Annotated in this window: 10 protein-coding genes and 2 tRNA genes; 2 read left to right on the plus strand and 10 right to left on the minus strand. The window is 59.8% G+C overall.

Features of this window, described 5'->3' with window-relative positions:
• Positions 1-46 precede the first annotated feature (46 nt).
• The 4 genes from leuB to leuC all read right to left on the minus strand — a co-directional run bounded on the left by leuB (position 47) and on the right by leuC (position 4,192).
• Complete coding sequence (gene leuB, locus ACIPIN_RS13230; protein WP_401119237.1) at positions 47-1,129, minus strand: 3-isopropylmalate dehydrogenase; 1,083 nt, start codon at positions 1,127-1,129, stop codon at positions 47-49.
• A 65-nt stretch (positions 1,130-1,194) separates the two neighbouring features.
• The gene (locus ACIPIN_RS13235; protein ID WP_401119240.1) at positions 1,195-1,962 is read right to left on the minus strand and encodes a class I SAM-dependent methyltransferase; all 768 of its coding nucleotides are present in this window, start codon (positions 1,960-1,962) and stop codon (positions 1,195-1,197) included.
• Between the two features lie 155 nt (positions 1,963-2,117).
• Complete coding sequence (gene leuD / locus ACIPIN_RS13240) at positions 2,118-2,762, minus strand: 3-isopropylmalate dehydratase small subunit (protein ID WP_071550854.1); 645 nt, start codon at positions 2,760-2,762, stop codon at positions 2,118-2,120.
• Between the two features lie 11 nt (positions 2,763-2,773).
• Positions 2,774-4,192, minus strand: coding sequence for a 3-isopropylmalate dehydratase large subunit (gene leuC / locus ACIPIN_RS13245; RefSeq protein WP_401119400.1), 1,419 nt, complete (start codon positions 4,190-4,192; stop codon positions 2,774-2,776).
• A gap of 147 nt (positions 4,193-4,339) precedes the next feature.
• Here leuC and ACIPIN_RS13250 point away from each other — a divergent pair, with 147 nt between their 5' ends.
• Positions 4,340-5,230: a LysR family transcriptional regulator gene (locus ACIPIN_RS13250; RefSeq protein ID WP_401119242.1), complete on the plus strand. Its 891-nt coding sequence runs from the start codon at positions 4,340-4,342 to the stop codon at positions 5,228-5,230.
• Positions 5,231-5,299: 69 nt separating this feature from the next.
• Positions 5,300-8,590, plus strand: coding sequence for a PAS domain S-box protein (locus ACIPIN_RS13255; protein WP_401119244.1), 3,291 nt, complete (start codon positions 5,300-5,302; stop codon positions 8,588-8,590).
• 257 nt (positions 8,591-8,847) lie between these two features.
• Here ACIPIN_RS13255 and ACIPIN_RS13260 read toward each other — a convergent pair whose 3' ends face one another.
• The 6 genes from ACIPIN_RS13260 to ACIPIN_RS13285 all read right to left on the minus strand — a co-directional run bounded on the left by ACIPIN_RS13260 (position 8,848) and on the right by ACIPIN_RS13285 (position 12,265).
• Positions 8,848-9,807, minus strand: coding sequence for a tRNA dihydrouridine synthase (locus ACIPIN_RS13260; protein ID WP_401119246.1), 960 nt, complete (start codon positions 9,805-9,807; stop codon positions 8,848-8,850).
• A 165-nt stretch (positions 9,808-9,972) separates the two neighbouring features.
• Positions 9,973-10,401 carry an acyl-CoA thioesterase gene (locus ACIPIN_RS13265; RefSeq protein WP_401119249.1) on the minus strand — a complete coding sequence of 143 codons (429 nt, stop codon included), beginning with the start codon at positions 10,399-10,401 and terminating at the stop codon, positions 9,973-9,975.
• Between the two features lie 47 nt (positions 10,402-10,448).
• Positions 10,449-11,282 carry an alpha/beta fold hydrolase gene (locus ACIPIN_RS13270; RefSeq protein WP_401119252.1) on the minus strand — a complete coding sequence of 278 codons (834 nt, stop codon included), beginning with the start codon at positions 11,280-11,282 and terminating at the stop codon, positions 10,449-10,451.
• A gap of 29 nt (positions 11,283-11,311) precedes the next feature.
• The gene (locus tag ACIPIN_RS13275) at positions 11,312-11,851 is read right to left on the minus strand and encodes a TetR/AcrR family transcriptional regulator (RefSeq protein ID WP_401119254.1); all 540 of its coding nucleotides are present in this window, start codon (positions 11,849-11,851) and stop codon (positions 11,312-11,314) included.
• A 182-nt stretch (positions 11,852-12,033) separates the two neighbouring features.
• Positions 12,034-12,109: transfer RNA gene (locus ACIPIN_RS13280), tRNA-Glu, on the minus strand.
• Between the two features lie 80 nt (positions 12,110-12,189).
• A tRNA-Ala gene (locus ACIPIN_RS13285) sits at positions 12,190-12,265 on the minus strand.
• Positions 12,266-12,283: the final 18 nt, after the last annotated feature.

Genomic DNA, 12,283 nt, shown 5'->3' on the forward strand with positions numbered 1-12,283 from the left:
AAGTGGGCTCGCTTGCCGGCATCAGCGACAAGCGGGACCCGAGAGATTACAGATTCCGCAGCGCTGCGACTACTGCGTCGCCCATTTCCTGCGTACCCACTTTCGCGCAACCCGGCGACCAGATGTCACCTGTGCGCAGCCCTTGGTCCAATACCAGGCTGACGGCCTTTTCGATGGCATCAGCGGCCGCAACCTGATTGAAGCTGTAACGCAGCATCATCGACACCGACAGAATCGTCGCCAGCGGGTTGGCGATGCCTTTGCCCGCGATGTCCGGCGCCGAACCGTGGCACGGCTCGTACATGCCTTTATTGTTGGCATCCAGCGAGGCCGACGGCAACATGCCGATGGAACCGGTGAGCATCGAGGCTTCGTCGGACAGGATATCGCCGAACAGGTTGTCGGTGACGATCACGTCGAACTGCTTCGGTGCACGCACCAGCTGCATGGCGGCGTTGTCGACGTACATGTGGCTCAGCTCGACATCCGGGTAATCCTTGGCCACTTGCTCGACGATTTCGCGCCACAGTTGACTGGAAGCCAGAACGTTGGCCTTGTCCACCGAACACAGCTTCTTGCCACGTACGCGCGCCATGTCGAAACCGACACGGGCGATACGGCGGATTTCGCTTTCGCTGTATGGCAGGGTGTCGTACGCCTGACGCTCGCCATTTTCCAGTTCGCGCACGCCGCGTGGCGCGCCGAAGTAGATACCGCCGGTCAGTTCACGGACGATCAGGATGTCCAGACCCGCGACGATTTCCGCTTTCAGGCTCGAAGCTTCAGCCAGTTGCGGATACAGAATTGCAGGACGCAGGTTGCCGAACAGACCCAGTTGCGCACGAATCTTCAACAAGCCGCGCTCTGGACGAATGTCTCGCTCGATGGTGTCCCATTTCGGACCACCTACCGCACCCAGCAGCACCGCATCGGCAGCGCGAGCACGAGCCAGTGTTTCGTCGGCCAACGGCACACCGTGCTTGTCGATGGCTGCGCCGCCTATGACGTCGTGGCTCAGTTCAAAATCCAGCGCGAACTTGTCGTTGGCCAGCTCCAGCACCTTGACCGCTTCGGTCATGATTTCCGGGCCAATACCGTCACCTGGGAGAATCAGAATCTGCTTGCTCATGCGTTCCTCATGTCATCAGTCGGCGCGCCCTAAGGCACGCCCGGAAAAATTCTAGCGTTCGGCGCTTATCGTTCAGCCATCAGCACCAGTACATCGGTACTGAACGAACCATCGGCTTCAATCTCGAAATACTCGCGCACTTCATTGCCCATCGCCTGCTGCAACTCACGGATCGCCACGCGCAATGCTTGCGGTGTGCGCATGCGTTCGACCCAGGAGTTGTACTCCAGACGCAGCCGCTGGCGCGTAGTGCTACGGGTGTGCAGCCCCGCCTCGCTGACCTGACGCAACCACTCGCCGGCGGAATAATCACGCACGTGGCTGGTGTCGCGCAGCACTTCAACGCTTTGCAGGTAAGTGTCGAACAACGGACTGCCCGGCGACAAGACGTCAATGAACGCTGCCACCCCACCCGGCTTGAGTACTCGGCGCACTTCGCGCAAAGCCTGCCCGAGATCGCTCCAATGGTGCGCCGAATAACGGCTGAAGACGAAATCGAATTCACCATCGGCGAATGGCAGGCGTTCCGCCGCACCGAGTACGGTGGTCACGTTGCTCAGACCGCGATCAACCGCAGCACCTGCCACCACGTCGAGCATCTGCTGCGACAGGTCGTAGGCCACTACTTCCTTGACCAGCGAAGCCACATGAAAACTCACATGACCGGCGCCGCAGCCCAGGTCCAGCACTCGCGCATCACCGCGACCTGCCAGTTCGGCCTGTAGCAGTGCGAATTCGGTGCCTTGGGCGTGCACGGCACTGCTCAGATAGGCCGAGGCCTGTTCACCGAATTGTTTTTGTACTACGTCGCTGTGCTGGGCAGTGCTGGTCATGGTGATTTCCTTAAGGGGTGAGTCTTGTGTTGTCTGGGCTGCCGCCTTCGCGAGCAAGCCCGCTCCCACACTGGATTTCCGTCGCTCACAAAACCCCTGTGGGAGCGGGCTTGCTCGCGAAGAGGCCGGAACTGTCTACAACAATTTCGGATCAATCACGCGTCGCGGAACAACCATGGCTGGCTGGCGCGGTGCTTGGCTTCGAACGTGGCAATCGCATCACCGTCCTGCAAGGTCAGGCCGATATCGTCCAGACCGTTGAGCAGGCAGTGTTTGCGGAAAGCGTCGATTTCAAAGCTCAGGACCTTGCCGTCAGGACGGGTTACGGTCTGGGCCTGCAAGTCGATCTGCAACTGGTAGCCAGGATTGGCTTCCACTTGCGCAAACAACTCGTCGACTTCAGCGTCGCTCAGGATGATCGGCAGCAAGCCGTTCTTGAAGCTGTTGTTGAAGAAAATATCGGCGTAGCTCGGCGCGATGATGCTGCGAAAGCCGTACTCTTCCAGGGCCCATGGCGCGTGCTCACGGCTGGAGCCGCAGCCGAAGTTTTCTCGGGCGAGCAATACGCTGGCGCCCTGATAACGCTCGGCGTTGAGCACGAAATCCTTGTTCAACGGACGCTTGGAGTTGTCCTGATACGGTTGACCCACGTCCAGGTAACGCCACTCATCGAACAGGTTCGGGCCGAAACCGGTGCGTTTGATCGACTTCAAGAACTGCTTGGGAATGATCTGGTCGGTGTCGACGTTGGCACGATCCAAAGGCGCGACAAGACCAGTGTGCTGGGTAAAAGCTTTCATGCTGCGCTCCTTTAGATCAATTCACGGACGTCGACGAAACGACCGTTGACAGCGGCGGCGGCGGCCATCGCCGGGCTCACCAGATGCGTACGGCCACCGGCGCCCTGACGACCTTCGAAGTTACGGTTGGAGGTCGATGCGCAATGCTCGCCGGACTCCAAACGGTCCGGGTTCATCGCCAGGCACATCGAGCACCCTGGCTCGCGCCATTCGAAACCGGCTTCGAGGAAAATCTTGTCCAGCCCTTCCAGCTCGGCCTGCGCCTTCACCAGACCCGAACCCGGCACCACAATGGCTTGCTTGATGGTCGAAGCCACTTTACGGCCCTTGGCGATCACCGCAGCAGCGCGCAAATCTTCGATCCGCGAGTTGGTGCAAGAACCAATGAACACGCGATCCAGCTGAATGTCGGTGATCGCCTGATTGGCGGTCAAACCCATGTATTTCAAGGCGCGGACGATGGAGTCGCGCTTGACCAGATCCATCTCTTTAGCCGGATCCGGCACGTGCTGATCGACGGCGAGGACCATTTCCGGGGAAGTACCCCAGCTGACTTGCGGCTTGATTTGCGCAGCATCGAGTTCAACGATGGTGTCGAATTTCGCGTCCGCATCGGAAACCAGATCTTTCCAGGCTTCGACAGCCAAATCCCACTCCGCGCCTTTCGGTGCGAACGGACGACCCTTGACGTAGGCAACAGTCTTTTCGTCGGCGGCGACCAAACCTACACGCGCACCGGCTTCGATGGACATGTTGCAGATGGTCATGCGGCCTTCGACCGACAACTCACGAATTGCGCTACCGGCAAATTCGATTGCATGGCCGTTACCGCCAGCGGTGCCGATCTTGCCGATGACAGCCAGAACGATGTCCTTGGCGGTCACGCCGAACGGCAAGGTGCCTTCGACGGAAACCAGCATGTTTTTCATTTTCTTGGCGACCAGGCACTGGGTGGCGAGCACGTGCTCGACCTCGGAAGTGCCGATACCGTGAGCCAAAGCGCCGAAAGCGCCGTGGGTCGAGGTATGGGAGTCACCGCAGACCACGGTCATGCCCGGCAAGGTTGCGCCCTGCTCCGGGCCGATAACGTGGACGATGCCTTGACGCACATCATTCATCTTGAATTCGACGATGCCATATTCGTCACAGTTGTCATCGAGGGTCTGAACCTGCAAACGCGAGACTTCGTCAGCGATGGCTGCAATGCCGCCCTTGCGCTCTGGAGTCGTCGGTACGTTGTGGTCCGGGGTCGCGATGTTGGCATCGATGCGCCACGGCTTGCGCCCGGCCAGACGCAGACCTTCGAAGGCTTGCGGCGAGGTCACTTCGTGAATGATGTGACGATCGATGTAGATCAGCGCCGAACCATCGTCGCGCTGCTTGACCAAATGCGAATCCCAGAGCTTGTCGTAGAGCGTTTTGCCGGCCATCAGACGTTTCCTCATCAGCTTGTTTCTATGCCCTGGGCTTGAAGCGATTCAATAACCCCTTGGCTTGTGAGGTCGATCCTATGGGGTTACATTAAATAACTCAAATTCATATTTTTCATGCTTTGGATAACCAACTGGAATACAACCATGGACCTGGCCAACCTCAATGCCTTTATAGCCATCGCCGAGATCGGCAGCTTCTCCGGCGCAGGTGAGCGCCTGCACCTGACCCAGCCAGCCATCAGCAAACGCATCGCCGGGCTGGAGCAACAGCTCAAGGTGCGGCTGTTTGATCGACTGGGCCGGGAAGTCAGCCTGACCGAGGCCGGACGCGCCCTGTTGCCCCGCGCTTATCAGATTCTTAATGTGCTGGATGACACGCGCCGGGCGCTGACCAACCTGACCGGCGAAGTGACCGGTCGTTTGACGCTGGCGACCAGTCATCACATCGGCCTGCACCGCCTGCCGCCCTTGCTGCGGGCGTTCACCCGGCGTTATCCCGAGGTCGCGCTGGATATTCAGTTCCTCGATTCGGAAGTTGCCTACGAGGAAATTCTTCACGGCCGCGCCGAACTGGCGGTCATTACCCTGGCACCCGAGCCTCACACACTGGTGAAGGCCACGCCGGTATGGGACGACCCGCTGGACTTCGTGGTGGCTCCGGAACACTCGCTGATCAGCAACGGTGCGGTCAGCCTGGCCGATATTGCCCGCCATCCGGCGGTTTTTCCCGGCGGCAACACCTTTACCCACCACATCGTGCAACGACTTTTCGAAGCCCAGGGACTGACGCCGAACATCGCGATGAGCACTAACTATCTGGAAACTATCAAGATGATGGTTTCCATTGGCCTGGCCTGGAGCGTATTGCCGCGCACCATGCTCGATGATCAAGTGGCGCGCATTCCTTTACCGGGCATACAGCTCACTCGCCAGCTAGGCTATATCGTGCACACCGAACGGACGCTGTCGAATGCTGCACGGGCTTTCATGGCCTTGCTGGACGCACAAATCGATTTGCCAGGGACTCACGGCTAACTTGTGCTAATCCTTTAAGGTTAACAATCCCGGCGCCAAACACCCAATTCAGCCCAAGGCCTGTTGCCAATGCCCAAATCTGCTGACCGCACTCGCTCACGCACGCCCCCAATGCCGCGCATTCAGGCGCTCGACCCGCGTACCTCGGAGCAGAGCTGGGAAAGCGCACCACAACTGCTCGCCGCCTTGAACGGCGCACGCCTGGGCGCCTGGTACTGGGACATTGAACGCGGGCTGATCAGTTGGTCACGGGGAACTCAAGCCCTGTTCGGGTTTGACCCAAAGCAGCCGCTGCCGGCCGATCTGGAATACCTGGATTTATTGCCGGTCGAGGATCGCGCGAAAGCGCTGCGGGCCTTTCACGCCGTGGTGGCCGGCGCGCCGCTGGAACAGGCGATGCATCACCGGATCCGTTGGCCCGATGGCAGCCTGCACTGGCTGGAGATCAACGGCAGCCTGCTGCCGGACAAACACGGCCGGCCACGGATGATCGGGGTGATCCGCGAGATCACCCATCAACGCCAGCGTGAACAGGCCCTGAGCAGTTCTGAGAAACGTTTCGCAACACTATTTCATCTGTGCCCGAACATGGTACTGCTGACCCGCCAGGAAGACGGCCTGATCAGCGAAGCCAATCAATACTTTGAAAGCCTGTTCGGCTGGCCCGTACAAAGCGTGATCGGCCGCACGACGCTAGAGCTGGGCCTTTGGGTGCACCCGGAACAACGCGCCAAACTGATCAAGGCGACCAAGGCCAAAGGCGAGCTGGTCAGCATGGAAGTGCAGTTTCGCGCCAGCAACGGCCAGATCCACGATGGCATTCTCAGCGCGCAAAAGGTTGAACTCGAAGGCCAGGCCTACCTGCTGAGCACGTTCCTCGACACCAGCGAACGCAAACTCGCCGAGCAAGCGCTCAAAGACAGTCAGGAGCGCCTGGACTTGGCCCTCGATTCGGCGCAGCTCGGCACCTGGGACTGGCACATTCCCAGTGGCATGCTCTATGGCTCGGCCCGCGCCGCGCAGTTGCATGGCCTTGACCCGGTACCCTTTCACGAGCCCTTCGATGCGTTTTTCGAAGGCGTGCCCGACGATGAGCGCGGCAGCATGCGCGACGCCTATCGCAGCTTGCGCGAAGGCCCGGCCGGCAATTATCAACTGACCTACCGTGTGCAATTGGCCGACGGCAGTTCGCGCTACCTGGAAAGCCGCGCCCGGCTCTATCGCGATGAGTCCGGGGCGCCACTGCGCATGGCCGGCACCCTGCTTGACATCACCGATCAAGTGGAGCGCGAGCAACGCCTGATCACCTCTGAAGAAAAATTCGCCAGCCTGTTCCAGGTCAGCCCGGACCCGATCTGCGTGACGCGTCAGGACACCGGCCAGTTCATCGAGATCAACTCCGCCTTCACTCAGACCTTCGGCTGGAGTGCCAGCGACGTCATCGACCGCAGCGCCGACGAAATCGGCCTCTGGGACGCCTCAGTGAAGCGTCAGCAACGCATCGAACAGGTGATTCGCGAACAAGCGCTGAACAACGTCGCGATCATCGTTCACCACAAGGACGGGCAATCCCTGACCTGCGTGATTTCCAGCCGCCAGATCAGCGTCGGCAACGAGCCATGCATCGTTACCACCTTGCGCGACATCACCCAGCAGCAACGTTCCGAGGCAGCGCTCAAGGCCAGCGAAGAAAAATTCGCCAAGGCGTTTCACTCCAGCCCCGATGCCATCACCATCACCGAACGCGACAGCGGACGTTATCTGGAGGTCAACGACGGTTTCTGCCGTTTGACCGGCTACCGCTCTGATGAAGTGATTGGCAAAACCGTGTATCAGGTCGGCATCTGGGCCGAAGAAAAACAACGCTCGGCGCTGCTGGCCGAATTGAAGATCAAAGGCCGGGTGCATCACCAGGAAATGCTCGGCCGCAATAAACGCGGCGAGATTCTCACGGTCGAGGTGTCGGTCGAACCCATCACCCTGAACGAAACCGCCTGCCTGCTGCTGACCGCCCGGGATGTCAGCCTGCTGAAAAATGCCGAAGCGCAGATCCGTCACCTGGCCTACCACGACCCGCTGACCAACCTGCCCAACCGCGCCCTGCTGATGGATCGCCTGAGCCAGCAGATCGCCCTGCTCAAACGCCACAACCTGCGCGGCGCCCTGCTGTTCCTCGATCTCGACCACTTCAAGCACATCAACGACTCGCTGGGTCACCCGGTGGGCGACACGGTGCTGAAAATCATCACCGCACGACTCGAAGCCAGCGTGCGCATGGAAGACACCGTGGCGCGGCTGGGTGGCGATGAGTTCGTGGTGCTATTGAGCGGACTGGAAGGTACGCGCAGCGAAGTCAGCGAACAGGTTCGCGAGCTGGCCGACACGTTGCGCGAGCTGCTGTCCGAGCCGATGTTCCTCGACGGTCAGCGCCTGCAAGTCACACCGAGCATCGGCGTGGCCTTGATCCCCGATCACGGCTCAACCCCGACCGACCTGCTCAAGCGCGCCGACATCGCGCTATACCGGGCCAAGGACTCGGGGCGCAATACCACGCAGATGTTCCACACCACCATGCAAAAAGCCGCCAGTGAACGCTTGCGGATGGAAACCGACCTGCGCCTGGCCCTATCGCGAGGCGAATTCAGCGTGCATTACCAGTCTCAGGTGGACGCGCAAGACGATCGAATCATCGGCGCTGAAGCCCTGGTACGCTGGCACCACCCACAGTTGGGCGCGCAATCGCCCAACGAATTCATCAAGGTGCTGGAGGACAGCGGACTGATTCTGAAAGTGGGTACCTGGATCCTCGATGAAGCCTGCCAGGCCTTCAGGCAACTGATCGATAGAGGCCTGATCGACCCGCTTAACTTCAGTCTCTGCGTGAACATCAGTCCACGGCAATTCCGCCAGAACGACTTCGTCGAGCGGATTGAACAGAGCCTGAGCAGCCACGGGTTGCCGTACTCGCTGCTCAAGCTGGAGATAACCGAAGGCATCGTGATCCAGAACCTGGACGACACCATCAGCAAGATGCGCCGCCTGAAGAAACTCGGCGTCAGCTTCGCCATGGACGACTTTGGCACTGGCTACTCCTCACTGACTTACCTCAAGCGCCTGCCGGTGGACACTCTGAAAATCGACCAATCCTTTATCCGCGATGCGACCAGCGATCCGAACGACGCGGAAATCATCCGCGCCATCGTCGCCATGGCTCGCAGCCTTGAATTGACGGTGATTGCCGAAGGCGTCGAAACCCCCGAACAGCTTGAGTTTTTGCAGGGCCTGGGCTGCCACTTGTATCAAGGCTACCTGCACAGCCAGCCGCTGCCGCTGGAGGGCTTCCTGAAACTGCTCAAATGACAAGCACAAAAAAGGGCGCCAGTGGCGCTAATGTCAGTCAGTTAAGAGATTCCGGGCGCAACGCATGACCCGTAGCAGCTGGCGAAGCCTGCGTCCGGCCGCGAAGCGGTCGTAAAATCACGCCACGCGGTCTTTCAGGTTAATCGTGCAAGCGGGATTTACGGGTGCTACGCACCCGAACGCAGCCTTCGGCAGCTGCTACGGATTGCGTACTGGCTTAACTGACTGGCATTAGCCAGTGGCGTCCTTGTTCATTTTCAGGCCGCGTCACTGACCTGAACACCCAGCAAACGCGACACCTGATCCAGTTCGGTTTCACGACGCAGGACGGTGAACAGCTCCACCGCTTCAGGGTAATTGCGGGTCAGCATCGCCAGCCACTGCTTCAAGCGACCCGGCGACTGGCGCGGCGTCATCTGCGCCTTGGCTTGCAGCCAGAAGTCCTGAAGCAGGGGCAGCAACTCAGCCCAGGTCATCTCGACCACTTCCTCACCCGCCCGTGCGGCAGCGATTTGCCGCGCCAGGTCGGGGCGCGACACCAGGCCACGACCGAGCATGATGTCTTCCACACCGCTGATCTCGCGGCAACGGCGCCAGTCCTCAACGCTCCAGATATCACCATTGGCGAACACCGGAACCTTGACCACTTCCTGCACCCGCGGGATCCATTCCCAGTGTGCTGGCGGCTTGTAGCCGTCCGTCTTGGTGCGTGCATGCACGACGATGTGCGCGGCGCCGCCCTCGGCCAATGCCGTGGCACACACCAGCGCGCCGTCGGGACTGTCAAAACCCAAACGCATCTTGGCGGTTACCGGGATATGCGCCGGCACTGCGCGACGCACGTGTTCGACGATTTCGTTGAGCAACTCTGGTTCTTTGAGCAGCACCGCACCGCCGCGTGATTTGTTCACGGTCTTGGCCGGGCAACCGAAGTTCAGATCGATCACCTCCGAGCCCAGCTCACAGGCCAACGCCGCGTTTTCCGCCAGGCACACCGGGTCGGAGCCGAGCAATTGCACGCGCAACGGCACGCCGGCGGCGGTCTTGGCGCCGTTCAGCAGTTCAGGGCCGAACTTGTGGAAATAGGCAGGCGTGAGCAACTGATCGTTGATCCGGATGAACTCGGTCACGCACCAATCGATACCGCCGACACGAGTCAACACGTCCCGCAGGATGTTGTCGACCAACCCTTCCATGGGCGCCAAAGCAATTTGCATGGAAAACACTCAACGAAAAACGTGCGGCAGTTTACTGGATTTGCGCGAGGAATCTGCAGAACATCGCTTATCGAGTGTGGGAGCGGGCTTGCTCGCGAAAGCGGTGGGTCGGCCAGCATCAATGTTGAATGTGCAGCCGCCTTCGCGAGCAAGCCCGCTCCCACATTAGGCCAATGCTGGACCATAACCTTCGATAAATTCCGCCGGCATACGCTTGGGCTTGCCGCTGGACAGCTCGATGCAGACAAACGTGGTTTGCGCCCGCAACAGCGTGGCGTTGTCGCTGGGGCGGATCAATTGAAAGTGCCGGGTCATCTTCAGGCGTTGATCCCAGTCGACGATCCAGGTCGCCAACTGCAACTCATCATCCTCATAGGCGGCGGCCAGGTAATCGATTTCGTGGCGCACCACGGCCATCGCCCGATCCAGCCGCCGATATTCGGTCAGATCCAGTCCAAGGCGCTGCGAGTGGCGCCAGGCGCAGCGCTCGAGCCAGGTGACGTACACCGCGTTATTGGCGTGCCCCAGCCCATCGATGTCCTCGGCAGCCACCTGCAGGTCAATGATAAACGGCGTTGCCCGATCCCAGCCCATGCCCCACTCCCGGTCAGATTATTCGACCGAGGCAGTGTAACGGATGATCAGGCAGATTGGCGCGCCTGCAAGCTACGACCGGACAGCAGCGACAGCACGCCTTCGATCAATCGCGGATCAGCCAGCACCCGCTGATGACCACCCTCTTCCAGGCGCAACAGGCGACTGTCGAACCAGGCGTCGTGAATCAGCTGCGACTCCTTGACCGAGACAAAGCAATCGTCTTCAGCGTGCACAATCAGCCCCGGCATATCCAGTTGGTAATGGGCGACATCAAGTCGTGAGGCCAGGATACCCACATCCTGTTCGACCTTGCGGATAAACGCCGAGCGCGCCTTGGGCGGCATGCGGACATGACGGGCAAAACCGCGCAACACAGCGAGAATCCGCGCCGGTGCGGCGATGCTGACTAGAGTTTCAGTACGCAAACCCAGTTGAACGGCAAGCATCGCACTGGCGCCGCCCATGGAGTGACCGATGACCGCTTGCAAAGGTGGCAGCTCCGCCGCCGCTTCAAGCATGGCTCGAGCAAAAAGCACTACGTTGGCCTCGCGACCAGGAGAACGACCATGAGCCGGGCCATCCAGCGCAACCACGGTGTAGCCGGCGTCTACCAGCGCCGTGATCAGGCTGGCAAATTGCGTCGGCCGACCTTCCCAGCCGTGCATCAACAGCACCGTCGGGCCCTGCCCCCAGCGCAACGCTGAAAGACCGAAGCGCAAGGTAATCCGCTCGGAGTTCGCCAGCAGCGGCATTTCCCAATCACGCGGTGGCAGCTCACGCGGCGTCATGAACGCAGAACGCATCTTGCTCGCCACCAACTGTGGTGCAACCCAGCCTAAAGTGCCATTAACGCCACGAATCCAACTTAACGTGCTCATCGCTCATCTCCAAAGGCTTGCGCTTCAGGTCATAGCACCGCCGACTTGGCGGCACGCAGTAATCGATCGGACAACTCACCGGTGCCCAGCGCCCGCGCCAGGGCCAAACCACCGACCATCAGCGCCAAGTCAGCCAGCGCTTTGTCGATGTCTTCCGGGCTGGCGGCCAACTGCGCGACCATCAGCTCGACGTGTTCATTCAGGGCCAGGCGGAAATCGTCCGGCAGACGCCCCAACTCCCCTACCGAGGCCGGAATCGGACAGGCGTGCTCGGTGGAATCGCGGTGTTTGCGTGACAGGTAAAATGCAGCGACCAGCGCCCGGCGTTCCTCGCCGGTCAGCTCGGCGTCCATATCGGCAATCATGGCCCGACGCTGGCCGAGCAATTGAGTGAAGGCCTCCAGCATCATGGCGTCCTTGCTTTCAAAGTGTGCGTAGAAGCCGCCGACGGTAAGGCCGGCAGCACCCATCACTTCACCCACGCTAGGTTCTGCCGGGCCACGCTGAATCAGCGCAGAACTGGCGGCCTGGAGAATGCGTTCACGGGTTTGAGCTTTTTTGTCGTTCATCGTTGCCTCCGAATATTACGTTTAAAATATTATTCTCATAATAATTTTACGCAAGTCGTTGATGTGACCGTTGGTCAGAAGAACAGTTTTGGGAGAATGAGGGGATTGGCCAAACGCCAGACAAACAAAAGGGCCATTCAATAATTGAATGACCCTTATAAATCCCGCAGAGCGGGTAATCGTGGCGTCCCCTAGGGGACTCGAACCCCTGTTACCGCCGTGAAAGGGCGGTGTCCTAGGCCACTAGACGAAGGGGACACAAACCCTTCTATACAACTGACCAGTGCTGAGTACTGATCGATTCAAGGCCGGTGTGGCCAGACCTTGAACTGTAAAATTGGTGGAGCTAGACGGGATCGAACCGTCGACCTCTTGCATGCCATGCAAGCGCTCTCCCAGCTGAGCTATAGCCCCGGATTTTTCGCCTCGCGG

It is taken from the genome of Pseudomonas sp. NPDC087697 (genome assembly GCF_044743155.1).
GTDB lineage: Bacteria > Pseudomonadota > Gammaproteobacteria > Pseudomonadales > Pseudomonadaceae > Aquipseudomonas.